Origin of the sequence: Buchnera aphidicola (Melaphis rhois) (assembly GCF_005080745.1) — a bacterium.
Taxonomy (GTDB): Bacteria; Pseudomonadota; Gammaproteobacteria; order Enterobacterales; family Enterobacteriaceae; genus Buchnera_B; species Buchnera_B aphidicola_AT.
Map to the genome: position 1 here is coordinate 259,815 of NZ_CP033004.1, position 24,747 is coordinate 284,561.

Here is a 24,747-nt window from a genome sequence, read left to right on the forward strand (position 1 = left end):
TAATAGATGTATATAAATAAATTTTATTACAGTTATGATAAATGTATTAACTTTTTAAAGTTATTTTGCTTATAATTAGTTGAATTATTTTGTTTCGATTAATAATATTTTTAGTATTATCATGTCTGTCGTGATACTCTATTTCATTGTTTTTTATTAATTTATCACTGATTATAATACTTAAAGGTATTCCTATTAGTTCTATTTCTGAGAACATTACTCCAGGACATTCATGTCTATCATCTAATATTACTTTAACCTTATTTTTTTTTAAATGGTAATAAAAAAAGTGTGATTCATTTTGCACTGTTTTAGATTTGTGGAAATTGATAGGAATGATGGCTACTTGGAAGGGAGCAATAGACATAGGCCAAACAATTCCTTTCGAATCATTGTGTTGTTCAATAATAGCAGCTATTGTTCTTGTAATACCGATTCCGTAACATCCCATTTTTAAAAATTTTTTGCAACCAGTTTTATCTTGTATTTGAGCTTTTATTATTCGAGAATATTTTTCTCCTAACTGAAAGATGTGACCTATTTCAATGCTTCTTTTGATTATTAACCTGCTTTTCCCGTCAGGACTAATATCTCCTTCCATGACATTTCTAATATCAAAACTTTTTGGAATAGAAAGATCTTCTCCCCAATTAATATTATTAAAATATTTTCCTGTAATATTAGAACCGATAGTAAAATTTTTAAGAGTTATTACTGAGAAATCAGCTATAATTGGTACATTTAAACCAATTGGTCCTACAAATTCTAATGTAGTACCAGTTATGTTTAATACTTCTTTATTAGAAGCTAATGCAATAGGAGAAGAAATAATATCTATTTCTGATACTTTTTTCTCATTAATAGTATGATCTCCTCGAATTAATATTGCTATGAAATTATTTTTATTATTTTTTTTTAACTTTATTAGAATAGTTTTAATTCTATTTTTTTTAGATGAATAGCATTTATGTGAAAAATGAAGAGAAGGTTTTAAAGTTTTTATTTCTTGTATAATATTGTTTTTATATATTTCAGATTTTCTTTTAAAGGTAGCTACTTGTATATTAGCCGCGTAGTTAGATTTATTTGATAATACGATTGTGTCTTCTCCATAACTACTTAATGCCTGAAATTCATGTGATTTTGTTCCCCCCATAGAATTGGAATCAGCTTCGACAATATGAAACTTTAGTTTCATTTTTTTAAATATATTTTTGTATGCGTTGTGCATCAAATTGTAGGTTGTTTTTAATGATAATAAATCTATATGAAAAGAGTATGCATCTTTCATAATGAATTCTCTAGATCTTACCACTCCGCAACGAGGTCGAATTTCATCACGAAACTTAGTTTGGATTTGATATAATATTAATGGTAGTTGTTTATATGATTTTAATTCATTGTGAATTAGATTAGTTATCATTTCTTCATGAGTAGGTCCTAGTATAAACTTGTTGTTTTTGCGATCTAATATTGAAAATAGTTCACGTCCATATGCATTTTTTCTATTACTTAAATTCCATAGTGATTCAGGTTGTAATATTGGCATTTTAATTTCTAATGCATTTAGTTTATTTATTTCTTTTCTTATTATTTTGTTTACGTTTTTTAATATGCGTAATCCTGTAGGTAGCCAAGTGTATATACCTGAAGCATTTTGTCTGATGATTCCAGCTCGCAACATAAGTTTATGACTAATACTATCTGTATTATTAGGGTTATTTTTTAGCGTTAAAAATAAATATTGTGTAGCTCGCATATATTTTAGCTCTCAAATAGAAATAACATTTATAGTTAATTTATATATTCTTATGAAATATATAGTATATGATTTTTAAAATTTTTAATGTTAATTGTTAATATATTTATTAAAGGTATAAATCTTGACAAGTCATATATTTATGTATTTATTACTAGATATTTATTTTAATAAAAAAAGTTCATTTTATTTTCAGTAAGTATATATTATATGCAAACATATTATTAGATAATAAAAGGCAAATATTGTGCGTGATGATAATAATGAAGAAAAAACTGAAAGCCCCACACATCACCGGTTAGAACGAGCTAAAAAGGAAGGAAATAGCAGACATTCTCGTGAGTTGAATTCATTTTTAATTTTAATAAGTTTTTTGATAATTTTTTGGATTAATAAATACAATATAGTAATACTTTTTGAAAATATTGTGCGTTCTAGTTTCGTTTTTGACAACTCTGTTACTAAAGACGGGCATGTATTTGGTTCTAATTCAGTATTATTTTTGAAAGCTCATGTTATTAGTATATTAAAAATTATTTTTTTTCCTATATTTTTAACTATATTATTATCAATAATTTTTAGTAATTCTAATTTTCATATTAAATCATTAAAATTTAGTTTTAGCAAATTAAATCCTATAAGTGGACTAAAGAGATTGTTTTCAATCCAAATTATTGTGGAATTATTTAAATCTATATTAAAGATATTATTGGTTAGTTATGTTGTGTATTTTTATGTATCTCATTTTTTTTTAAGATCTTTAAATTTTACGTCAAAAAGTGTATTGTTGTCATTAAAGTATAGTTTTTCTATCATTTTTTCATGTATTTTAACTATTTTAATTATGATCATTCCAATTGTTGTTTTCGACATATTTTGGGAAAAATATGCTTATTACAAAAAGCTACGTATGACTCGGAAAGAGATACTTGATGAATTTAAAAAAACAGAAGGAAATCCTCAAATTAGATCACGTATTCGTCAAACTATGAGGGCATCAATGCGTCGTCGTATTATGTTATCTAGTATATCAAAATCTGACGTAATTGTTGTGAATGCTACACATTATGCTATTGCTCTTCAATATAACGAAAATAGTATGATTGCACCAAAAGTATTGGCTAAGGGATCTGGTGAGTTAGCATTAAAAATTCGAGAAATAGGAGATAAATATTCTATTCCAGTTCTTTTTTCATTATCATTAGCTCGTGTTTTATATCATTATACGGATATCGGTCAGTACATACCTAGTACGTTATATGCAGCTGTTGCAGAAGTATTAACTTGGGTATGGAAAGTTCGAGATTGGAAGAAAAAAGGTGGAACTTTTCCTAATCAACCTCATAACTTTTTTATTCCTTTAGAATTACGTACTTTAAAAAAGGATAAAAATTAATGACTAGTGTGTTATCAAATATATTAAAACAATTGAAATTAATTCAATGGCAAATATTATCTGGTCCTTTGTTAATTTTGATTATTTTATCAATGATGGTTTTGCCCTTGGCTCCATTTATTTTGGATATATTTTTCACATTTAATATAGCTTTATCTATTGTAATATTATTAGTATCAATGTTTACTATTCATACATTAGAATTTACTGCATTTCCTATAATCTTATTATTCTCTACACTGTTACGTTTGGCATTAAATATTGCATCTACAAGAATTATTTTATTATATGGACATATAGGGTCTCATTCTGCTGGTAATGTTATTCAAGCATTTGGTCATTTTTTAGTTGGTGGAAATTTTGCAATAGGTATTATTGTATTTATTATTTTAGTTATTATAAATTTTATGGTAATTACTAAAGGAGCAGGGCGTATTGCAGAAGTAGGAGCTAGGTTTATATTAGATGGTATGCCAGGAAAGCAAATGGCAATTGATGCTGATTTAAACGCAGGTTTAATTAGAGAAGAACAAGCTAAAAAGAGAAGGCTAGAAATAACACAAGAAGCTGATTTTTATGGTTCTATGGACGGAGCAAGTAAATTTGTTAGAGGTGACGCTATAGCTGGGATATTAATAATGGGGATTAATATTGTTGGTGGATTAATTGTTGGTGTATTGCAACATGGTATGTTGTTCACGAAAGCAGTAGAAGTATATACTATATTAACCATAGGAGATGGTTTAGTAGCTCAAATTCCTGCTTTAGTGATTTCTACAGCTTCTGGAGTTATCGTTACTCGTGTAAGTACAGATCAGAACGTTAGTGAACAGATGATTAGTCAATTGTTTTATAATCCTAAAGTTGTATTATTAAGTGGAGTTGTTCTAGGAATTTTTGGATTAGTTCCTGGCATGCCTAATATTATTTTTTTATTTTTTACTAGTTTGCTATTTTTATTATCGTGGTTGTTATACAATAATCCTGACAAATTTATATTATTATCATCTAAGACAAGCAAACCAGAGTTTTCTAATACTCAAGATGCTACTTGGAATGATGTACAACTAGAAGATTCTATAGGTATCGAATTAGGAAGTAAACTCGTTCCGATGGTGAAAGAAAATGAAGGAGAAGATAATTTATTATATAAAATCCGAAATGTTCGTAAACAATGTGCTAAAGAAATTGGGTTTTTACCCCCATTAATTCATATTAGAAATAATATTTATTTATTTCATGATTCTTATCGAATTTTGATTAAAGGCATTGAAATAGGTAAAGGAATAGTTAAATGTAATCAATTTTTAGCTATTGATCCAGAGAATAAGTTAGATTCGTTATCTACACAAGAGACAACTGATCCTACTTTTAATTTTCGGGCATTTTGGATTGAAAAACATTTAGTAAATCAAGCAAGACTCAAAGGGTATAACATTGTTAAAGATAGTACTGTGATCTCTACACATTTGAATAAAATTATTTTAGACAATACTAGTAAATTATTTGGAAGACAAGAAGCTCAACAATTATTGGATTATGTTGGCAGATATTTTCCAAAATTAGTCGAAGATTTAATTCCCAACATAATTAGTTTAACAACGTTTCATAAAGTTATAAAAAATTTATTAGCTGAACATGTACCCATTCGTGATATGCAAACTATTTTAGAAACATTAATAATTAATTCTGCTTCTTATCAAAATAACGAATCGATGTTAACGAGTGTAGTAAGAATTGCATTACAAAAATTGATTGTCCAAAAAGTTTTTAAAAATAATGAGTTTAAAGTTATAGGATTAGGTATTAAATTAGAAAATATATTGTTGCAAACTTTTCAAAGTGAACATAATAATGGTATATTAGAACCGAAGTTATATAATTATTTTTTAAAGGAATTAAAAAAAGCTATTGACAACCAAATTTTACTTAATAATCCAATAGTACTTTTGGTAAATCACAAATTACGAATGCATTTGTCACAAATACTATTGAAAATATTTCCTAATTTAATTATTTTATCTAATTTGGAATTAGAAGAAAATCATGAAAAAATATATTTTACGAGTACTGTAGCATCTTAACAAAAACATAATTATTGTTCTATTCTATGCTTAATATATGAAATATTAGTAACTATTTATATATTTAGAGTGGTACATATTTGGATCATGTATCACTTATTAGTTTGTAATAAATGGTTAATTATTTAAAATATTAACTCTGTCATTAAGTATTAAAATGACAAAAGTAATACTTTGATGTTAGATTTTATATTGTTTATTTACATATAATTAATTGTTGAAATTCCGAGAATGTTTAAACCGAGTTTTAACGTTCTAGCAGTTAGAAATGCTAAATTTAGTCTACTGAATCGCATTTCGATATTTTTAGATAGCAAAATAGAACATGTTTCGTAAAAATGAGAGAAGATTGTTGAGAGTTCATATAGATAAGTACATAATATATTAGGCATGCCTTTATTAGCTGTTTCTATAATTATTTCTTCGAATTGTAATAATTTTAATCCTAGTTTTTTCTCACATAATTCTATAAGTTTAATTTTTCCTTCTAAGTGTAACATTGAAATTTTTAGCTTTTTAAATATTGATAGTATTCTAGTATATGCGTATTGTATGTATGGTGCTGTATTTCCATTAAATGACAAAATGTTATTCCAATTAAAAACATAATTATTTGATCTATTTTTAGATAAATCGAAATATTTTATTGCACCTATTCCTATTTTCCTAGATAAAAAGTCTATTTTTTTTTTAGAAAGTGTTGGATTTTTTTGTTTTGCAATGATTTTAGCGCGTTGTATAGCTTCATCGAGCAAAGAAGACAATTTGATAGAATTTCCTGATCTAGTTTTGAAAGGATGATTATTTTCGGAAAGTATCATTCCGAACATATGATGTTCTATTTGTACATGATTGGGAATATAATTAGCTAGTCTACCTATTTCTACTATTTGCATTAAATATTGGTGTTGACGAGTATCAGTGTAGTATAAAATTTTATCAGCATGTAAAACATCATATCGGTATTTTAAGCATGCTAAATCAATGGTTGCATATAGGAACGTACCATTTTGTTTTTGAATAATAATTCCCATAGGTTGTCCATATCTGTTTTTAAATTTTTTTAAAAATATCATTATTGCGCCATGATGTTCTACTGCTATATTTTTGGTTTTTAAATCATTAACGATATTTGGGAGCATATTCTTATAAAAACTTTCTCCTACAATATGTTCATTAGTTAAAGTAACATTTAATTTTTTGTATATTTTTTCGTTTTTTTTAATAGTAGTATCGACAATTTTTTTCCAAATATTTATATAATGTTTATCGCCAGATTGCAATTTTAAAATATTTTCTTTTGTTTTATTAAAAAATGTTTCATTTGTTTCATATTCTATTTTTGATTTTTGATAAATTTTATTAAAATTTGTATTTTCAGTTATTCTATTTATTTTTTTATTTTCCTTTAAGTAAGTTATAATCATACCAAATTGTGTTCCCCAATCTCCAATATGATTTATTCTTATAACGTTATGTCCAAGAAATTCCATGATTCTAGCTGTAGCATCTCCTATAATTGTTGAACGTAAATGCCCTACATGCATCTCTTTTGCCATATTTGGAGATGAATAATCTATAACAATGTTTTGTGGTTCAACAAGTTTAACATTTAATCGTATTGACTTCATTTTTTTTTCTAATTTTTTTTCTATCCATTTTTCATTTAAAAAAATGTTAATAAATCCAGGTTTAGACACTTGAATTGTGTGATACATTTTGTATATTTGAATTTCAGATACAATATTACAGGCGAGCTTATAGGGATCTTGATTTATTTTTTTTGCTATTTTAATTATCCCGTTAATTTGATAGTGCCATGGTTTTTTTTGATAGGTATTACTAATTAGAAGATTGTTATTATTTTCGATTCCGTTTCTTGTTAAAGATTGTACTATATGTTGTTTCAATTTTAATTTTATGTTCATACTTATTTTTAATCTAAATGTTTAATGTATAGATAATTATTAAAATTAATATATTATTATAGCAATTAAATGTGTTTATTTTAACATATCATAGATAGGTTTATTTTAAAATTGATAATTGAAACAATGTATTTTTTTTGGTTTTTATGCGTGTTTCCGGATATACAAAATCAACTTTAATCTATAAATTGCATACATAAATATAAAAATTTGTATTTAAAATTGTTGACAAAGGTAATAAAAAATGTAATTATGTAAAAAGTTCAGAAGTAATGCTCTTTAAAAAAATATCAGAAAATCTGTGTGGGCACACCAAAATTTATGAATAAATTATTTAATATTTTTTTATAAAAGAGTTTTTAATTGAAGAGTTTGATCATGGCTCAGATTGAACGCTGGCGGCAAGCTTAACACATGCAAGTCGAGCGGCATCGAAAGAAGGTTTTTTTAACTTCTTGTCGGCAAGCGGCGAACGGGTGAGTAATATCTGGGGATCTACCTAAAAGAGGGGGACAACCATTGGAAACGATGGCTAATACCGCATAATGTTGAAAAACCAAAGTAGGGGACCAAAAAATTTTTTGGCCTTACACTTTTAGATGAACCCAGACGAGATTAGCTTGATGGTGAGGTAATGGCTTACCATTGCTACGATCTCTAGCTGGTCTGAGAGGATAACCAGCCACACTGGAACTGAGATACGGTCCAGACTCCTACGGGAGGCAGCAGTGGGGAATATTGCACAATGGGCGAAAGCCTGATGCAGCTATGCCGCGTGTATGAAGAAGGCCTTAGGGTTGTAAAGTACTTTCAGCGGGGAAGAAAAATAACTTATTTAATAAATAAGTTATTCTGACGTTACCCGAATAAGAAGCACCGGCTAACTCCGTGCCAGCAGCCGCGGTAATACGGGGGGTGCGAGCGTTAATCAGAATTACTGGGCGTAAAGAGCACGTAGGCGGTTTTTTAAGTCAGATGTGAAATCCCTAAGCTTAACTTAGGAACTGCATTTGAAACTGATAGACTAGAGTCTCGTAGAGGGAGGTAGAATTCTAGGTGTAGCGGTGAAATGCGTAGATATCTAGAGGAATACCTGTGGCGAAAGCGACCTCCTAAATGAATACTGACGCTGAGGTGCGAAAGCGTGGGGAGCAAACAGGATTAGATACCCTGGTAGTCCATGCCGTAAACGATGTCGACTTGGAGGTTGTTTCCTAGAGAAGTGGCTTCCGAAGCTAACGCGTTAAGTCGACCGCCTGGGGAGTACGGTCGCAAGGCTAAAACTCAAATGAATTGACGGGGGCCCGCACAAGCGGTGGAGCATGTGGTTTAATTCGATGCAACGCGAAAAACCTTACCTGGTCTTGACATCCATAGAATTTTTTAGAGATAAAAAAGTGCCTTCGGGAATTATGAGACAGGTGCTGCATGGCTGTCGTCAGCTCGTGTTGTGAAATGTTGGGTTAAGTCCCGCAACGAGCGCAACCCCTATCCTTTGTTGCCATCGGTTTGGCCGGGAACTCAAAGGAGACTGCCGGTTATAAACCGGAGGAAGGTGGGGACGACGTCAAGTCATCATGGCCCTTACGACCAGGGCTACACACGTGCTACAATGGCATATACAAAGAGAAGCAACTCTGTAAAGATAAGCAAACCTCATAAAGTATGTCGTAGTCCGGACTGGAGTCTGCAACTCGACTCCACGAAGTCGGAATCGCTAGTAATCGTGGATCAGAACGCCACGGTGAATACGTTCCCGGGCCTTGTACACACCGCCCGTCACACCATGGAAGTGGGTTGCAAAAGAAGCAGGTAGCTTAACCGGATTTATAGGAGGGCGCCTACCACTTTGTGATTCATAACTGGGGTGAAGTCGTAACAAGGTAACCGTAGGGGAACCTGCGGTTGGATCACCTCCTTAAAAAATAATTCTTAAATTTTAGGTTGTGTCCACACAAATTTTCTGATTTATTTTTTTTAACAAGCAGGCTTGTAGCTCAGCTGGTTAGAGCACACCCCTGATAAGGGTGAGGTCGGTGGTTCAAACCCACTCAGGCCTACCATATTTAAAATGGAATTTTTAGACTTATTTGTTTTAACTCATGGGGCTGTAGCTCAGTTGGGAGAGCGCCTGCCTTGCACGCAGGAGGTCAGCGGTTCGATCCCGCTTAGCTCCAATTTTATTATTTATATTTTTCTTTCATTTCTCTTAATTTTAACAAAATATTTAATTTAAACGCTAAATCTTTATGAATTTTTGTAAAAATTTTTACTTCCGATTTTCCTAAATTTAAAAATGGATTTATTTTTTTTTCTATTTTTAATATACTAGGTAATGAACATTTATTTTCTGAGAGTTTTTTTTTAACTTTTTCATAGATTCTAAATATTTCCTTATTTTTTAAAAAAATAGAAAGAGAAAACTTCAAATTATTTAATGTATATTCATGTGCACAGTAAATTAAAGTATCTTCAGGTAAATTCATAATAGTGTTAAGTGATCGATACATTTTTAAAGCTAGTCCTTGTTCTATTTTCCCACATCCACTTGAAAATAAAACATCTCCACAAAATAAGTGCGGTTTTGTATAGTAAGAAATATGCTCAGAAGTATGGCCAGGAGTGGATAGAATTTTAAATTTATAGTTTAGAATATTAATATAATCATTATTTGTACATATTTTATTTATTTTAAAATTTTTGTTTTTTTTTGGTCCGTAAATAAACAAGTTAGGATAGATTTCCAATAATTTTTTAACTCCTCCAATGTGATCTTGATGATAGTGCGTAATTAAAATAGCTACAGGATATATGTTAAGTTTTTTGATGCTATTTATAATTGAATCATAGTCTCCTGGATCAATAATAATACATAAATTATCGTCATTTATAATTATCCAAACATAGTTATCTTTTAATATTGGAATATATTCGATTCTCATATATTAATACTCTTCATGAAATAATGTGGTAAATATTTTATAAAAATAATTTTAAATTTAATTAAATAATATATATTTTATTCAAGTTAACAAAAGTATCCAACATCTTTAAGAGTAGGATTATGAGCGGAGTATTGTGCTAAATTATTACATTTTTCGTTTTCAGGATGACCTGTATGTCCTTTTACCCATTTCCAACTAATATGATGTATATATGATATTTTGTTTAATCGTAACCATAAATCAATGTTTTTGACAGTTTTGTTTTTTGTTGTTTTCCAGTTGTTTAATTTCCATCTTTTTATCCATAATAATATTCCTTTTTTGACATATTTGCTATCCACTGTTATTTCAACAGTACATTGTTTTTTAAGTTTTTCTAATGCTGTTATTACCCCCATTAGTTCCATTCGATTATTTGTAGTAAGATAAAAACCTTCACTAATAGTTATTTCACTATTTTTATATTTAATGATTGCGCTATATCCCCCTGGACCAGGATTTCCTAGACAAGATCCATCTGAAAATATCTTAACAGTACGTTGTAACATAATTATATTTCCTTGTAATGATAATGTATAAATATATGAAAAATAATAAAAGAAAAGTTGTTTTAGATACTGAAACTACAGGCATGAATTTTACTGGATGTTTTTATATGAATCATAGAATTATTGAAATTGGTGCAATAGAAATTATTAATAATTATATTACAGGAAATAATTTTCATTCGTATATTTGTCCAGATAGATTAATAGATGAAAGTGCTTTTAAGATTCACGGTATTTCTGATAGTTTTTTACTAAGTCAGCCGAAATTTTTTGAAATAGCTGAATCATTTTTAAAATATATTAACGACTCTGATGTGATTATTCATAATTCTAAATTTGACGTTGGATTTATTAATTATGAATTAAGTATGCTCAAATTAAATATAAAAGATATTACTGAACAGTGTAATATTATTGATACGTTAGCTATAGCACGTAAAATATTTCCAGGTAAAAAAAATACTTTGGATGCATTATGTTCTCGATATAAGATTGATAATAATCATCGAAAAGTTCATAGTGCTATTTACGATGCTAAATTATTAGCTAAAGTATATATTTTTATGACTCATTTTCAAGAACCACTTCCATTTTTAAATGATAACATTTCACGTTACCATTGTGAAGAAAGTTCATCTTTTTCGAAATACATTCAATCAAAAATTGTACTAGCAACTGATCATGAAAATATCGTTCACGAAAGATATTTAAAACATATGATTAAAAAATCAGGAAAGTGTATGTGGATTATAAAATAAAATGTATATAAAACTAGGTTGACATATATAATATTAAATTATATAATTTTAAATTAGAGTTATCAATTGTGGTGCGGTAGTTCAGTTGGTTAGAATACTGGCCTGTCACGCCGGGGGTCGCGGGTTCGAGTCCCGTCCGCACCGTGTTAAATTTTTACTAATGTTATATATTTTAAATTTTTCTCTTCTTAATTTTTACTTCAAATATTATTTTGACTAATAAAATTATTTTAAAAATATATACATATATTATCAGAACTTTAAATTACTTAAGATAAACAAAATAAAAAATGATATTTAATTAATTTTGGGATATATGCATAATAATTAGTTTATATATTGTATATGTTATGTAGTACTAAAATAATTTAGCATATTATACGTTTTAACTTATTTCTTAAAACAATAATAATTTCAAATTTAGAAAAATAATTTTAGCATAAATTTTGTAATGTTTTTCTAATTAAATTCAAACAATTATACAATTACATTGTTTTAGGTTTTTTATGAGTAAGAAATATATTGTTACTTGGGATATGCTACAAATTTATGCTAGAAAGTTAGCTTATAAATTACTTCCAGTAACACAGTGGAAGGGTATCATTGCAGTAAGTAGGGGTGGATTAATCCCATCAGCACTATTAGCTAGAGAACTAAATATTAGATTAATAGATACTATTTGCGTGTCTAGTTATGACCATAATCATTTAAGAGATTTAAAAATTTTAAAAAATTCTTCTATAAAAAGTATAAATGAGTCTAATGTAATTATAGTGGATGATTTAGTGGATACTGGAGGTACAGGTAAAGTTATTCGTCATATGTATCCTAAAGCTGCATTTGTTACTATTTTTGCAAAACCAATGGGTAAATTGTTAGTAGATGAATATATTATAGATGTACCTCAAAAAGTTTGGATTGAACAGCCATGGGATATGGGAATTTCTTATCAATCTCCGTTGATTAGAGATTTATAATATTTACGACTTATTCGAGCTACTTTATATTAATATATATAAAGATTTTTATTGTTAGATAATGTAGGATATTTTGAAATAATTTTAAAAATATTTTATTTTAAGGAGTTAACAGCAATGGATATAAAAGAAAAATTATTAAAAGAAAGTAATGTTAATCATATTAATTTAGAAGATAATAAATCTGTGTTAGATTCTAATTCTAATATTGATGAAAATAAAATACATATTTTAAGTAAACAAATTATTGATCTTAATACAGACTTAGTAAATCAAAAGTTATTAGCAAAAGAAAAGTTGAAGTTATATCGTAATAGATCAAAAAAAGAGATTGATAATACTTATAAATTTTCTTTAAATAAATTTATAAATTTATTATTACCTACTATTGATAACATTGAACGTGCACTAAATTTGTTTAACAAAGAAGAAAAAATTTTTTATCCTATATTTGACAAATTAGAAAATGTTTTACAATCTTTTATTAAATTGTTAAAAAAATTTGGTTTAGAAATAATAAATGAATCTAATGTACCATTTAATCCTGATATACATCAAGCCATGGTTATTAAATCATCTACAAATGTAAAAGAAAATTATGTTATTTCAGTTATGCAAAAAGGTTATTTACTTAATGGCAGATTATTGCGTCCAGCAATGGTTATAGTTTCTAAACCGTAAGATAGAGATCTCTAAGCATATAATAATATTTTTTTCTTGCAGAAAATTCAAAACATTTAATGTTTATTCTGCAAGAATGTTTACGTCAACTTTTTTTTTTAATAATGCCTTCTTTCTTCTTAATGATTTTGGATCTATTAATAATGGTCTATAAATTTCAATTCGATCTCCATGACACACAATATCTGTTAAATTGATTATTCTTCCATAAATTCCTACATTATTTTGTCTTATATCTACTATTTTAGTATCAATAATATTAGAGTCTAATATAGCTTGTTCTATAGATACTTCATGTTTTAATGTTATTTTTTTTATATATTGCTTATTTTTTAAAGCATATATAATAGTAACTTCAATGGATTTCATTTTATATATAATGTTATTATTATTTGTTAAGTATAATATAAATCGTTATATTAATAGTAATTTATGAAGTAAACATGATATATATTTATAACAAAGATATCTATTGTATTTAAGGTGCGTTAGTTATGAAAACAGAACGAAAAGTAAATAACTCAATTGTTAACATTGTTGTTAATAGAAAAATAAAATATAGATATTTTATAAAAGAAACATTAGAAGCGGGTTTAGTATTATTAAGTTGGGAAGTAAAATCGTTTAAATTAGGACATATAAACATAAGTGATAGTTATGTTTTGTTTAATTTGAATGAAGCTTATTTAACTGGAGCGAAATTTAATTCTATTTATACTACTCATTCATATACATTTAGAGATTCTAATAGAAATAGGAAAATTTTATTACATAAAAATGAAATTACTTTATTATATAATAGAATATGCAAGGAAGGTTATTCTGCTGTAACTTTATCGTGCTTTTTAAAAAATAGTTGGTGTAAAATAAAAATAGCTATTGTTAAAGGAAAAACAAAATACGATAAACGTGAAACAGAAAAAAAATCTCAATGGAATATTGAGAAAAATCGACTTATGAAAAAATCAAGTTAGCTTTTTAAGTTACGTCATATTACTATTAATACAGTAAAATTCGTTTAGGATAAGCATATGAATAAAGATGATAAATATTTTATGAAGTGTGCTATTAGATTAGCTAAACTAGCTGAAGTAGATGAAGAAGTCCCAGTTGGTGCAGTATTAGTATTAAACAATATTATTATTGGACATGGTTCAAATAGTTCTATCTCGAAGCATGATCCTACTGCTCATGCCGAAATAATAGCTTTTCGTGCTGGAGGAACTGTTTTAAAAAATTATCGCTTATTAAATACAACATTGTATGTCACATTAGAACCTTGTTTTATGTGTTACGGAGCTATTATTCATAGTAGAATTTCTCGATTAGTATTCGGAGCAAGTTATAACAATAAAAATGATTATTTTTGTTTGAATAACGATTTATTACGTGTCATAAAAAAAAACAATATAACTGTTACAAAAAATATTTTAAAAAAAGAATGTAGAAATATATTAAAAAATTTTTTTTGGAACAAAAGAAAAAAATAAGTTTTTTTAATAAAAACGATATTACTTTACTTATTTTCAAAAATCACTAAAGTAGATACGTATAGTTTTTCATCAGTTATGCTGATATGTATTGAATTTATATTTAAAATTTTAGACATTTCCTGAGCTTTTTTTAGTAATCTCAAGTAGGGTTTTCCTAAATTATCATGATATAATTCAAAATCATTAAATGTTATTCCATTTTTTATTCCTATACCTAATGCTTTTGAAGCTGCTTCTTTAGAAGAAAATCGTTTTGCTAAAAATAAAATAGGATATGCATTTTTTTTATATTCATGTAATTCAAATTCAGATAATATACGACATGCAAATTTATTTCCTAACTTACTTATAACACTTTTTATTCGTTTAATAGATACAACATCTATACCTATTCCAATAATACTCATAATGTTTAGTATCCTTAACTAATATAAAATTTATTAACATATATTTGTAATAGAACTCATTTATCATTCTTTGCTACAAATAATATAAGATGTACTGATTTTTTTAAATATTTTTCTAGCGTTTTTCTAGCTATAGTGCCGCATAATTTAATTTTTTTCCCTTTATTTCCAATAACAATTTTTTTATGTTGATTGTTTTTTACAATAATTATAGCTCTTATAACGCAAATATTTTTTGTGTTAAAATAAATATTTTCAACTTTGGTTTTAATCGAATAAGAAAGTTCGTTACCTAAATAAAATATAAATTTTTCTCGAATAGTTTCTTCAATTTTAAAATTCAAACTATAATTTGTTATTTGACTTGAAGAAAATTGATGTTTAGACATAGGTAAAATATTTTTAACTATTTTATATAATACATCAATATTTTCTCCTGTTTTTGCTGAAATAGGTAAAATATGCTTAAATAAATATTTTTTTCTTAAATAGTCCATATAAGGCAATAAAATTATTTTATTTAATATTTTGTCGTTTTTATTTATAATTGCGATTATAGGAGTGGTATTATGTTTTATAGTATTTAAAACTAATTCATCTTCTAATGTCCAATTAGTTTTTTCTAAAATTAATAAAATTAGTTCTGAATTATTACATAATTTATTAATGCAACTACGTGTTTTTTTATTCACAAAATCTGTATGTTTGTATGATATACCTGGAGTATCTATATAAATTGATTGATACAATCCATCGTGATGAATTCCAATAATATTATTTTGAGTAGTATGCGGACGTTTAGAAACTATAGATATTTTGTTTTTTACTAATTTGTTAATTATAGTTGATTTTCCTACATTTGGTTTACCAACAATAATAATTGTACCACAATAATTTGCCTGTTTCACTCTAACCCCAACTTTTTTAGTGCGTTTTGTGCAGCTTCTTGTTCAGCTTTTCTTCTACTGGATCCAATACCAATTGATTTTTCGTTGATTCCGCTAATTTCACAGTAAATGGTAAATAGTTGATTATGTGCTTCTCCATATACTCGTTTAACTAAGTATTCAGGCAACGGCAAATGTTTTGATTGTAGATATTCTTGCAATCTTGTTTTTGGATCTTTTTGAGTATCTCCAGGACTAATTTTTTCTAATCTTTTTTGATACCATTGTAGAATTAATTTTTCTACTGTTTTTAAATTACTATCTAAAAATATACTGCCAATGAGTGCTTCGATAGTGTTTGCTAATATAGATTCTCTTTTAAAGCCGCCACTTTTCAATTCTCCTTGTCCTAACTGTAAGTAGTTTCCTAAATTAAACTCATTTGCTATTTTTGCTAAAGTATTACCTCTAACCAATGTTGCTCTCATTCTACTCATATCTCCTTCATTAACATTAGGAAAGTAATGATAAAGTGCATTAGCTATAACAAAGCTTAAAATAGAATCTCCTAAAAATTCAAGTCTTTCGTTATGTTTACTATGTGCACTCCTATGAGTTAAAGCTTGAATTAATAAATGTTTTTTTATGAAAGTATATCCTAAAGTTTTTTGTAATTTGTGTATTACATTATGATTCATGTTGTTGCCAATTATACTAATATAGTGATTTATATTTCGTGTAACAATTTTATGTATATTTTATTATCATGCATTTTAGAATGTCTTAAATTATTTTAATGTATACTTCCAATTCGGTTAATTCTAATGCTTGTTGGCCAGCTATTTTCTGTTTTTTTGAAACTCATCCATATAAAAATTGCTTTTCCTATTAAATTTTTCTTTGGTACAAATCCCCAATAACGACTATCTAAACTATTATCTCTGTTATCTCCCATGACAAAATACATATCTTTCGGTACAATCCAAGTACCTTTTTCTTGATTAGGTTGTTTAAAGTATATGTCATTATTATCTATTATTTCTTTTGAAAATAATATTTTATATTTTGATTGTCCTAATTTTTCTGTGCATATGTTTAAATTAACATTTTTTTCTATTTTCTTGTTATAATCGTAACTATTATTCAAAAACATAGGTTCTATATCATATTTAAACAATTGAAAAAAATCACTTTGCTTTGTGTTAATATGAGGAATGAAAGTTTGTTTTTTATTGTAGTTTTTTTTGAAAGTGTTAAATTGTATAATTAAATTTTTAGTAAAGAAATTGTAAGTTATTTTATCTCCAGGCAATCCAATAACTCGTTTAATATAATTTAAATTGGAATTTTTAGGATGTTTAAAAACTATTACATCACCGTATTTAGGTTTATTTACATTGATTAGTATATTATTAGTAATAGGATTTTTTATTCCATAAGTAAACTTTTGTACTAATATGAAATCTCCTACTAATAATGTAGGCATCATTGATCCAGATGGAATTTGAAATGGTTCATATAAAAAAAAACGAATTACGAAGGTTATAATAATTATTGGGAAAAAAGACGCTATAAAATTAATCCAACTTATAGAACATATTATTTTTTTTTTATAAAATTATCTATTTTTTGAAAAAACCAACACGATCCAGTAATACATGTAGATATTAGTAAGAACATAGTTAAATTATTGTTATCCATGTTTTTCTCTTATATTTATTGAAATTTAATTAATTTTATTGCTTAAAACAGATAAAAATACTTCTTTTGGTATATTTATATTACCTATTTTTTTCATTTTCTTTTTTCCAATTTTCTGTTTTTCTAATAATTTTTTTTTCCTTGTTACATCTCCTCCATAACATTTAGCTAATACATTTTTTCTTACTTGTTTTATAGTTGATCTTGCTATGATTTTTGTACCTACCATAGCTTGAATAACAACATTAAATTGATGTCTGGGAATCAATAATTTCATTTTTTCTATTATTTCACGTGCTTGAATTATTGATTTTTTTTTATGAACAATTAATGACAAAACATCTATTTTTTTGTAATTAACTAATATATCTAATCGTTGCATATCAGCAGTTCTATACGAATCAAAATCATATTCTAACGAGGCATATCCCCTAGATTCAGATTTTAGACAATCAAAAAAGTTTAATATTATTTCTGACATGGGAATATCGTAGTATAGCAATACTTGATTTTCATAATATATTAAATCTTTTTGTACACCTCTTTTTTTCGAACATAATAGTAATATATTTCCTAAATATTTAATTGGAAGTAGGATTTTACATTTAGCAATAGGTTCTTGAATGTTCTTTATTGCATTTGACTTTGGAAATTTAGATGGAGAATCAAGAAAAATAATTTTATTGTTAGATGTATTGATTTTGTATACAACAGTAGGTGCGGTAAATATTATTTCAAGATTATATTCTCTTTCTAATCTAGCATGTATAATTTCCATATGCAATAATCCTAAAAAACCACATCTAAACCCAAATCCTAGTGCAATAGAATTTTCAGGCTCATAAAATAAAGATGAATCATTTAAACTAAGTTTTCCTAAAGCATCTCTAAATACATTAAATTTATGCGGATTTATAGTAAATAAACCTGCGTAAATTTTCGGTTTAATTTTTTTAAAGCCTGGTAACACATATTCTGATGAACTATGAATTGAAGTTAAAGTATCTCCTACCGGAGCTCCAATAATATTTCTAATACCGCAAATAATCCAACCTATTTCTCCACATTCTAGTTTGTCCTTATATATTCGCTTAGGAGTAAAAATGCCTATTTTTTCTACATTATATATTTTTCTTGTACTCATCACTTTTATTTTAGATTTCTTTGTAAGAACCCCATTTTTTATACAAATTAAAGATACTACTCCTAAATAATTGTCAAACCATGAATCAATAATTAACGCTTGAAAATCATTATTAGAACTACCTTTTGGAGGCGAAATATCGCAAACGATTTGTTCTAACAAATTGACTATTCCTATTCCTGTTTTTGCTGAACAATGTATAGAATTTTTTGTAGAAATTCCTATTATACTTTCTATATCTTTTTCCACTCGAGTAGGATCAGAGTGGGGTAAATCAATTTTATTTAATACTGGTATGATATTTAGGTTCATATCTAGTGCTTTGTAACAATGAGACACAGTTTGTGCTTCTACGCCTTGTGCTGAATCTACAATTAGTAAAACACCCTCACAAGCATACAAAGAACGCGATACTTCATATGAAAAATCTACATGTCCTGGAGTATCGATAAAATTTAATTTATATTTTTTATTTTGAATTGATGTGTATTGTATTGAAACACTTTGTGCTTTAATTGTTATTCCTCTTTCTTTTTCTAAATCCATTGAATCTAATATTTGAGAATGCATTTCTCGTTCTGGTAAACCACCGCAAGTTTGAATTAGTCTATCAGAGATAGTTGATTTTCCGTGGTCGACATGAGCAATAATACAAAAATTTCTTATTTTTTTCATTAAGTTTAGAATAAGCCTGTTATGTAATTAATTAATTTCATTATTTTAAATTATGTTAATTTAATGTAGAGTATAATAAACATACTTTATTATTTATTCATTACGATAATACTAATTAACATTTAGTTAAATTATATTATAACAATTAATGAATGCTATTAACAATTTTATTTAAATTAAAACTAAAAAAATTCATATGATGTTTAATAAAAAATTATTTAACTTTAAAAAATACTTTATATGCTAAAATTAAAAAAGAAAGTTGTCTTAGCTATGTCTGGAGGCGTAGATTCTTCTGTATCTGCATGGATTTTAAAACAACAAAATTATCGAGTAGAAGGACTATTTATGAAGAATTGGGATGAAGATGATAACAACGTTTATTGTTCTGCAGAAAAAGACTTAGAAGATACCGAAAATGTATGCAAGAAATTAGGAATTAGATTAAATAAAGTTAATTTTTCTCATGAATATTGGGAAAAAGTGTTTAAAATATTTATAAGAGAATATCAGTTGGGTAGAACACCAAATCCTGATATATTATGTAATAAAGAAATAAAATTTAAAGCGTTCTACGAATTCGCTATTAATAATCTCGGAGCAGATTTTATTGCTACCGGGCACTACGTTCGAAATAAAAATTTTAACGCATCGTCATTACTATTGCGTGGAATTGATGCTGATAAAGATCAAAGTTATTTTTTATATACTATTAACAAACGCATTCTTAATAAATGTTTATTTCCATTAGGAGAATTAACAAAAGAAATTGTTCGAAAAATTGCTAAACAGTTGAATTTAAGTGTTTATAATAAAAAAAGTTCGACTGGAATTTGTTTTATTAATCCTAAAAATATTAATAATTTTTTAAATATGTATATTCCTAAAAAAAAAGGAAATATAGTTACTGCTTCTGGTCATGTATTAGGAGAACATAATGGATTAACGTATTATACTTTAGGTCAAAGAAAAGGATTAGGTATTGGAGGACTGTCAGGAATTAAAAATATTCCATGGTATGTAATAGAAAAAGATGTCATTCATAATTCTTTAATTGTAGCCCAGGGTATAAATAATTGTTATTTAATGTCTATAGGGTTAATAGTACATCAATTATATTGGATAAACGACATAAATTTAAATAATCCTTTTTTTTGTTCAGTAAAAATACGGTATCGACATAAGGATATTTCGTGTAAAATATTCTTATATAAAGAAAAACTTGTTAAAGTATTATTTCAACATCCAGTTTCATCAATAACTCCTGGACAATCTGCAGTATTTTATTTGTCGGAATTGTGTCTTGGAGGTGGGATAATTAAAGAAAGATTACCTATTTTAAAGCTATAATATAGCATCATTTTAGGAAATTATAATTGTGGACAAAAATTTTTATTCAATTATTTTGTCTTTTTCAGGAATATGTCAATCTGTTGCCCTCGTATGCCAATTATCTGAAACTGGAAGTTGTAGTGATAGTGAATTCAAAATTAGCATTAATAGTATATTAGAAATTAATCCAAAAACTACGTTGTCCGTATATGGTAATTCGGAAAAAAACTTACAGTTAGGTATAAAAACATTATTATCTTTATTAAATAATGCTAATAGTTATAATACATCAGGAAAAATATTGCGTTATATTTTAAGCATAACGCTATTAGAGAAAAAGTTGAAAAGAAATATTGTTTATCAAAACATGTTATATACACGAATTTCTGAATTAATTAAAAATAATTTAAAGGAATATTATTCGTATGATACGTTAACAGATAAATTATCACAAATATATTTAGATGTTATAAGTAGACTAGGATCACGTATTCAAGTGTTTGGATCTCAAACAATATTAAAAAATATATTAGTGCAAAACAAGATTCGTTGTGTATTATTTTCAGGAATTCGTTCTGCTGTTTTATGGAAACAAGTTGGTGGTAATTTTTTTCAATTCATTTTTTTTAGAAATCAAATTTATAATCAAGCTAATGATTTATTTAAAAAGTTTTTTTATTAAATTTTTGACAATAAATTCAAAATTTATGAATATTTTTAAAAAGGCAAATAAATTATGATATTATCATCTCTTACTGCTATTTCACCTATTGATGGTCGTTATAGTAATCATACTACTAAATTACGTGATATTTTTAGTGAATACGCATTCTTGAAATTTCGTGTAAAAATTGAATTGTTATGGTTAAAAAAGTTATTAACGTTGAATGAAATACAAATTTCTTTAAAAGAAAATGAAATGATTAATTATCATCTTGATGAAATTATAAATAACTTTAGTGAAAATGATGCACAAAACATAAAAAAGTTAGAAAAAACTATTAGTCATGATGTTAAATCTATAGAGTATTTTTTAAAAGACAAGTTGTTAAAAATATTAGGTAAACATCGAATTATAAATTTTGTACATTTTTCTTGTACTTCAGAAGATATAAACAACTTGGCTTATTCTTTAATGTTAAAAACTGCTAGAGATAAAATTATTATACCAATATGGGAAAACATAATAAAAGAGATAAAGAAAATTATATCTAATTATTATAACTTTCCTATTTTGTCTCGTACTCATGGTCAACCAGCTACTCCGTCGACTATAGGAAAAGAAATGGTTAATTTTTCTTATAGGTTAGAACGTCAACTTAAACAATTGAAACAGATTAACTTATTAGGAAAAATTAATGGTTCTACAGGAAATTATAATGCGCATTTTTCTGCTTATCCTAATATAAACTGGCATAAAGTTAGTCAAGATTTTGTTACGTCTCTTGGATTAGTTTGGAATCCTTATACCACTCAAATTGAACCTCACGATTATATTTCTGAATTTTTTAGTTGTATAGCTAGAGTTAATATAATTTTAATTAATTTAAATCAGGATATGTGGGGATATATTTCATTAAATTATTTTATTCAGAAAAATAATTCTAATGAAGTTGGTTCTTCTGTTATGCCTCATAAGATAAATCCTATAAATTTTGAAAATTCTGAAGGAAATTTAGGATTGTCAAATGCTATAATAAATCATTTTGTTAATAAATTGCCAATTTCTCGTTGGCAAAGAGATTTAAGTGATTCTACAGTATTAAGAAATATGGGAGTAGCAATAGCTTATTCAATCATTGCATATGATTCTCTTATATCTGGAATTCAAAAAATAAGAGTAAACGAAGTGCAATTATTAGAAGATTTAGACAAGCATTGGGAAATATTAGCAGAACCTATTCATACTGTTATGTGTAAATATGGAATACCAAATTCTTATGATCAACTAAAGTTATTGACTAGAGGAAATAAAATTAATTCAGCTATAATTCATAGTTACATAAATAGCTTAACTATTCCAGAAAAAGAAAAAATACAACTTATTCAACTAACACCAATGAATTATTTAGGTTTATCAACAAAATTAGCAAAAAATTTTAAAAATCAAAAATATTATGAATAATATTTGTATTTTAAATTATTTTATATAGATCGTTATTAATATAAAAACTACAAAAAAATTGAAAGATACGATATAATTTAATTAATTTTTTAAATTTAATAGGATAAATAAAGATTATTTATGTATCCACTTCAACTATTAAAAAAAAAACTCTTTCGATAGTAAACGTTGTTTGTTTAATAATGTTACTTTCTGGTTTCTATAACTTAAAAAAAAACATGAAATTCATTACAAGAAAAATATTTGTCACAATTATTGCTCAATGAGATTGATGAAACCTTGGTTTAAGATTATTAAACAATCTTCAAAAAAGTATAACGTTGATTCTAAATTAATTGAATCAATTATTTGTATTGAATCATCCGGACATATTCAAGCTACTAGTAGTTCTAATGCTATTGGATTAATGCAGATTAAACCTTATAGTGCAGGTAAAGAAGTATATCATTTTAAGGGAAGATCGGGTCAACCATCTATTTATGATTTATATGATCCTAAAATTAATATTGATATAGGAACAGCATACATTCATATCTTACAATGTCAAGGTTTAAAAGGAATCAATAATAAAGAAATATTAAGATATGCTACGATTGTAGCATACGTAAATGGCACAAATGCATTATTAAAAACTTTTTCTCATGACAAAAAAAAAGCAATAAAAAGAATAAATAAAATGAAAAAAAAAGAATTTTTTAGTCATATTAAAAGAAAGCATCCAGACTTACAAGCTTGGAAGTATCTTGAAAAAGTAATGATTATTTATAATTTAATATAGCTAGAATAGATTTTAAAATAGTTTACCTCATCATTAAAATTTATATCATTTAACAAGATATAAATTATTTTACGGGATTTATTTTATGGGATTTATGAAAGGTAAAAAAATTTTAATCACTGGAATAGCTAATCGATATTCTATTGCTTTTGGTATAGCAAAAGCTATGCATGCTCAAAATGCTACATTAGCATTGACATATCATTTAGACAAAGTAAAGGAACGTGTCTTTTCATTAGCTAAAGAACTAGGAATAAGTATAGTGTTTCCTTGTGATGTATCTAGCGATGAAAGTATTAAGAATTTATTTGTAAATATATCAAAAAAATGGAGAAAATTTGATGGATTCGTTCATGCTATTGCATTTTCTCCAAAAAAACAAATGTCTGGAGATTATGTTAATAACATAACTAGAAGCGATTTTTCTCGTGTTCATGATATTAGTTCGTATAGTTTTGTTGGTATGGCTAAAGAATGCCGATCAATGTTAAAAAAGAATTCTTCTTTGTTAACTTTAAGTTATATAGGTTCTAAACAAGCAATACCTAATTATAATATTATGGGTGTTGCAAAGGCTTCTTTAGAATCTAATGTAAGATATATGGCTAATAGCATGGGTATTGACAGTATTCGTGTTAATGCAATTTCATCTGCTCCTATCAAAACTGTATCTTCATGTGGAATTAAAAATTTTCGAAAGATGTCAAAATTTAGTAAAATTATTACTCCTTATAGTCATCCAGTTACTATTCACGATATAGGTAATACTGCAGCATTTTTATGTTCAAATTTATCTAAAGGTATTACTGGACAAACAATTTATGTAGATGGTGGTTTTAATATTACTGCTATGAATAGGTTAAATCCTTAAAAACTTTAGTAAATGATTGCTATTTATATGCATTGTAAATATACATCAATTTTAAAACTAGTAGAAAAATTGTTTTAACATTGTGATCATTACATAAATTAGTTATATATTTTGAGTATTATTAAATGTATTAGTTTGATGCAGCAGTTAACTAAATTGTACTTAACTTTATTTTAATAAAATTTTTTTTGTATTTTATGTTGCAAATATATATAAATATTACAGTTAATATTTCATTTCATTATAAATATAGGCTTT

At 26.4% G+C, this 24,747-nt stretch carries 21 protein-coding genes, 3 tRNA genes, 1 rRNA gene and 1 pseudogene; 16 read left to right on the forward strand and 10 right to left on the reverse strand.

Annotation, left to right across the window (positions count from 1 at the left end; all coding sequences use genetic code 11):
* Nucleotides 1–46 precede the first annotated feature (46 nt).
* Complete coding sequence (locus D9V73_RS01125; protein WP_158336455.1) at nucleotides 47–1,759, reverse strand: proline--tRNA ligase; 1,713 nt, start codon at nucleotides 1,757–1,759, stop codon at nucleotides 47–49.
* A gap of 247 nt (nucleotides 1,760–2,006) precedes the next feature.
* Between D9V73_RS01125 and flhB the strand changes: the two genes are divergently transcribed.
* The gene (flhB, locus tag D9V73_RS01130) at nucleotides 2,007–3,155 is read left to right on the forward strand and encodes a flagellar biosynthesis protein FlhB (RefSeq protein WP_187307834.1); all 1,149 of its coding nucleotides are present in this window, start codon (nucleotides 2,007–2,009) and stop codon (nucleotides 3,153–3,155) included.
* Entirely contained in the window at nucleotides 3,155–5,239 is a 2,085-nt protein-coding gene (gene flhA / locus D9V73_RS01135) for a flagellar biosynthesis protein FlhA (RefSeq protein ID WP_158336457.1), read from the forward strand. Before flhB ends, flhA begins: the two co-directional genes overlap by 1 nt.
* A gap of 200 nt (nucleotides 5,240–5,439) precedes the next feature.
* Here flhA and argS read toward each other — a convergent pair whose 3' ends face one another.
* Nucleotides 5,440–7,167 carry an arginine--tRNA ligase gene (gene argS, locus D9V73_RS01140; protein WP_158336458.1) on the reverse strand — a complete coding sequence of 576 codons (1,728 nt, stop codon included), beginning with the start codon at nucleotides 7,165–7,167 and terminating at the stop codon, nucleotides 5,440–5,442.
* Between the two features lie 360 nt (nucleotides 7,168–7,527).
* On the opposite strand from argS, the gene D9V73_RS01145 reads away from it, so the two are divergent.
* The 3 genes from D9V73_RS01145 (at nucleotide 7,528) to D9V73_RS01155 (ending at nucleotide 9,344) form a co-directional block, all read left to right on the forward strand.
* A 16S ribosomal RNA gene (locus tag D9V73_RS01145) occupies nucleotides 7,528–9,088 on the forward strand.
* 65 nt (nucleotides 9,089–9,153) lie between these two features.
* Nucleotides 9,154–9,230, forward strand: a tRNA-Ile gene (locus tag D9V73_RS01150).
* A 41-nt stretch (nucleotides 9,231–9,271) separates the two neighbouring features.
* Nucleotides 9,272–9,344 (forward strand) — tRNA-Ala (locus D9V73_RS01155).
* A 6-nt stretch (nucleotides 9,345–9,350) separates the two neighbouring features.
* On the opposite strand, the gene gloB is transcribed toward D9V73_RS01155, so the two are convergent.
* Both gloB and rnhA read right to left on the reverse strand, forming a co-directional pair.
* Nucleotides 9,351–10,109 carry a hydroxyacylglutathione hydrolase gene (gloB, locus tag D9V73_RS01160; protein ID WP_158336459.1) on the reverse strand — a complete coding sequence of 253 codons (759 nt, stop codon included), beginning with the start codon at nucleotides 10,107–10,109 and terminating at the stop codon, nucleotides 9,351–9,353.
* An 86-nt stretch (nucleotides 10,110–10,195) separates the two neighbouring features.
* On the reverse strand, nucleotides 10,196–10,660 hold the full coding sequence (rnhA, locus tag D9V73_RS01165) for a ribonuclease HI (RefSeq protein WP_158336460.1): 465 nt from the start codon (nucleotides 10,658–10,660) through the stop codon (nucleotides 10,196–10,198).
* A 35-nt stretch (nucleotides 10,661–10,695) separates the two neighbouring features.
* Between rnhA and dnaQ the strand changes: the two genes are divergently transcribed.
* The 4 genes from dnaQ to grpE all read left to right on the forward strand — a co-directional run bounded on the left by dnaQ (nucleotide 10,696) and on the right by grpE (nucleotide 13,076).
* Complete coding sequence (gene dnaQ, locus D9V73_RS01170; RefSeq protein WP_158336461.1) at nucleotides 10,696–11,418, forward strand: DNA polymerase III subunit epsilon; 723 nt, start codon at nucleotides 10,696–10,698, stop codon at nucleotides 11,416–11,418.
* A 70-nt stretch (nucleotides 11,419–11,488) separates the two neighbouring features.
* A tRNA-Asp gene (locus tag D9V73_RS01175) sits at nucleotides 11,489–11,562 on the forward strand.
* 362 nt (nucleotides 11,563–11,924) lie between these two features.
* A complete protein-coding gene (gpt, locus tag D9V73_RS01180; protein ID WP_158336462.1) occupies nucleotides 11,925–12,395 on the forward strand; it encodes a xanthine phosphoribosyltransferase in 471 nt (156 codons plus the stop codon).
* Nucleotides 12,396–12,512: 117 nt separating this feature from the next.
* A complete protein-coding gene (gene grpE / locus D9V73_RS01185) occupies nucleotides 12,513–13,076 on the forward strand; it encodes a nucleotide exchange factor GrpE (protein WP_158336463.1) in 564 nt (187 codons plus the stop codon).
* Nucleotides 13,077–13,139: 63 nt separating this feature from the next.
* Here the strand turns inward: grpE and D9V73_RS01190 are convergent, their stop codons facing one another.
* Entirely contained in the window at nucleotides 13,140–13,445 is a 306-nt protein-coding gene (locus D9V73_RS01190) for an RnfH family protein (RefSeq protein WP_158336464.1), read from the reverse strand.
* A 125-nt stretch (nucleotides 13,446–13,570) separates the two neighbouring features.
* Here D9V73_RS01190 and smpB point away from each other — a divergent pair, with 125 nt between their 5' ends.
* On the forward strand, nucleotides 13,571–14,050 hold the full coding sequence (gene smpB / locus D9V73_RS01195; RefSeq protein ID WP_158336465.1) for an SsrA-binding protein SmpB: 480 nt from the start codon (nucleotides 13,571–13,573) through the stop codon (nucleotides 14,048–14,050).
* A gap of 57 nt (nucleotides 14,051–14,107) precedes the next feature.
* Nucleotides 14,108–14,566, forward strand: coding sequence for a tRNA adenosine(34) deaminase TadA (gene tadA / locus D9V73_RS01200; RefSeq protein ID WP_158336466.1), 459 nt, complete (start codon nucleotides 14,108–14,110; stop codon nucleotides 14,564–14,566).
* A gap of 26 nt (nucleotides 14,567–14,592) precedes the next feature.
* Here the strand turns inward: tadA and acpS are convergent, their stop codons facing one another.
* From acpS to lepA, 5 genes and pseudogenes are all read right to left on the reverse strand, one after another.
* The gene (gene acpS / locus D9V73_RS01205; protein ID WP_158336467.1) at nucleotides 14,593–14,976 is read right to left on the reverse strand and encodes a holo-ACP synthase; all 384 of its coding nucleotides are present in this window, start codon (nucleotides 14,974–14,976) and stop codon (nucleotides 14,593–14,595) included.
* Between the two features lie 56 nt (nucleotides 14,977–15,032).
* Nucleotides 15,033–15,884, reverse strand: coding sequence for a GTPase Era (gene era, locus D9V73_RS01210; RefSeq protein ID WP_158336468.1), 852 nt, complete (start codon nucleotides 15,882–15,884; stop codon nucleotides 15,033–15,035).
* Nucleotides 15,881–16,561: a ribonuclease III gene (gene rnc / locus D9V73_RS01215; protein WP_158336469.1), complete on the reverse strand. Its 681-nt coding sequence runs from the start codon at nucleotides 16,559–16,561 to the stop codon at nucleotides 15,881–15,883. The genes era and rnc overlap by 4 nt, the downstream gene beginning before the upstream one ends.
* 95 nt (nucleotides 16,562–16,656) lie before the next feature.
* Nucleotides 16,657–17,564, reverse strand: a pseudogene (lepB, locus tag D9V73_RS01220) (signal peptidase I).
* Between the two features lie 25 nt (nucleotides 17,565–17,589).
* Nucleotides 17,590–19,383 carry a translation elongation factor 4 gene (gene lepA, locus D9V73_RS01225; protein WP_158336470.1) on the reverse strand — a complete coding sequence of 598 codons (1,794 nt, stop codon included), beginning with the start codon at nucleotides 19,381–19,383 and terminating at the stop codon, nucleotides 17,590–17,592.
* Nucleotides 19,384–19,623: 240 nt separating this feature from the next.
* Here lepA and mnmA point away from each other — a divergent pair, with 240 nt between their 5' ends.
* The 5 genes from mnmA (at nucleotide 19,624) to D9V73_RS01250 (ending at nucleotide 24,489) form a co-directional block, all read left to right on the forward strand.
* Nucleotides 19,624–20,733 (forward strand): tRNA 2-thiouridine(34) synthase MnmA, encoded by a 1,110-nt coding sequence (gene mnmA, locus D9V73_RS01230; protein WP_158336471.1) that lies wholly within the window; start codon nucleotides 19,624–19,626, stop codon nucleotides 20,731–20,733.
* Nucleotides 20,734–20,761: 28 nt separating this feature from the next.
* Nucleotides 20,762–21,397: a high frequency lysogenization protein HflD gene (hflD, locus tag D9V73_RS01235; RefSeq protein WP_187307835.1), complete on the forward strand. Its 636-nt coding sequence runs from the start codon at nucleotides 20,762–20,764 to the stop codon at nucleotides 21,395–21,397.
* Between the two features lie 54 nt (nucleotides 21,398–21,451).
* Complete coding sequence (gene purB, locus D9V73_RS01240) at nucleotides 21,452–22,840, forward strand: adenylosuccinate lyase (RefSeq protein WP_158336473.1); 1,389 nt, start codon at nucleotides 21,452–21,454, stop codon at nucleotides 22,838–22,840.
* 271 nt (nucleotides 22,841–23,111) lie between these two features.
* Entirely contained in the window at nucleotides 23,112–23,618 is a 507-nt protein-coding gene (locus D9V73_RS01245) for a transglycosylase SLT domain-containing protein (protein WP_261979194.1), read from the forward strand.
* An 85-nt stretch (nucleotides 23,619–23,703) separates the two neighbouring features.
* Nucleotides 23,704–24,489, forward strand: a complete 786-nt coding sequence (locus tag D9V73_RS01250) for an enoyl-ACP reductase (protein ID WP_158336475.1) — start codon at nucleotides 23,704–23,706, stop codon at nucleotides 24,487–24,489.
* Nucleotides 24,490–24,747: the final 258 nt, after the last annotated feature.

Excerpts from the sequence above, each read along its gene's own strand:
- D9V73_RS01125 (WP_158336455.1), bottom strand. The coding sequence starts at position 1,759 with ATGCGAGCTACACAATATTTATTTTTAACGCTAAAAAATAACCCTAAT.
- flhA (WP_158336457.1), top strand. The coding sequence starts at position 3,155 with ATGACTAGTGTGTTATCAAATATATTAAAACAATTGAAATTAATTCAA.
- argS (WP_158336458.1), bottom strand. The coding sequence starts at position 7,167 with ATGAACATAAAATTAAAATTGAAACAACATATAGTACAATCTTTAACA.
- gloB (WP_158336459.1), bottom strand. The coding sequence starts at position 10,109 with ATGAGAATCGAATATATTCCAATATTAAAAGATAACTATGTTTGGATA.
- rnhA (WP_158336460.1), bottom strand. The coding sequence starts at position 10,660 with ATGTTACAACGTACTGTTAAGATATTTTCAGATGGATCTTGTCTAGGA.
- dnaQ (WP_158336461.1), top strand. The coding sequence starts at position 10,696 with ATGAAAAATAATAAAAGAAAAGTTGTTTTAGATACTGAAACTACAGGC.
- gpt (WP_158336462.1), top strand. The coding sequence starts at position 11,925 with ATGAGTAAGAAATATATTGTTACTTGGGATATGCTACAAATTTATGCT.
- grpE (WP_158336463.1), top strand. The coding sequence starts at position 12,513 with ATGGATATAAAAGAAAAATTATTAAAAGAAAGTAATGTTAATCATATT.
- D9V73_RS01190 (WP_158336464.1), bottom strand. The coding sequence starts at position 13,445 with ATGAAATCCATTGAAGTTACTATTATATATGCTTTAAAAAATAAGCAA.
- smpB (WP_158336465.1), top strand. The coding sequence starts at position 13,571 with ATGAAAACAGAACGAAAAGTAAATAACTCAATTGTTAACATTGTTGTT.
- tadA (WP_158336466.1), top strand. The coding sequence starts at position 14,108 with ATGAATAAAGATGATAAATATTTTATGAAGTGTGCTATTAGATTAGCT.
- acpS (WP_158336467.1), bottom strand. The coding sequence starts at position 14,976 with ATGAGTATTATTGGAATAGGTATAGATGTTGTATCTATTAAACGAATA.
- rnc (WP_158336469.1), bottom strand. The coding sequence starts at position 16,561 with ATGAATCATAATGTAATACACAAATTACAAAAAACTTTAGGATATACT.
- lepA (WP_158336470.1), bottom strand. The coding sequence starts at position 19,383 with ATGAAAAAAATAAGAAATTTTTGTATTATTGCTCATGTCGACCACGGA.
- mnmA (WP_158336471.1), top strand. The coding sequence starts at position 19,624 with ATGCTAAAATTAAAAAAGAAAGTTGTCTTAGCTATGTCTGGAGGCGTA.
- purB (WP_158336473.1), top strand. The coding sequence starts at position 21,452 with ATGATATTATCATCTCTTACTGCTATTTCACCTATTGATGGTCGTTAT.
- D9V73_RS01245 (WP_261979194.1), top strand. The coding sequence starts at position 23,112 with ATGAAACCTTGGTTTAAGATTATTAAACAATCTTCAAAAAAGTATAAC.
- D9V73_RS01250 (WP_158336475.1), top strand. The coding sequence starts at position 23,704 with ATGGGATTTATGAAAGGTAAAAAAATTTTAATCACTGGAATAGCTAAT.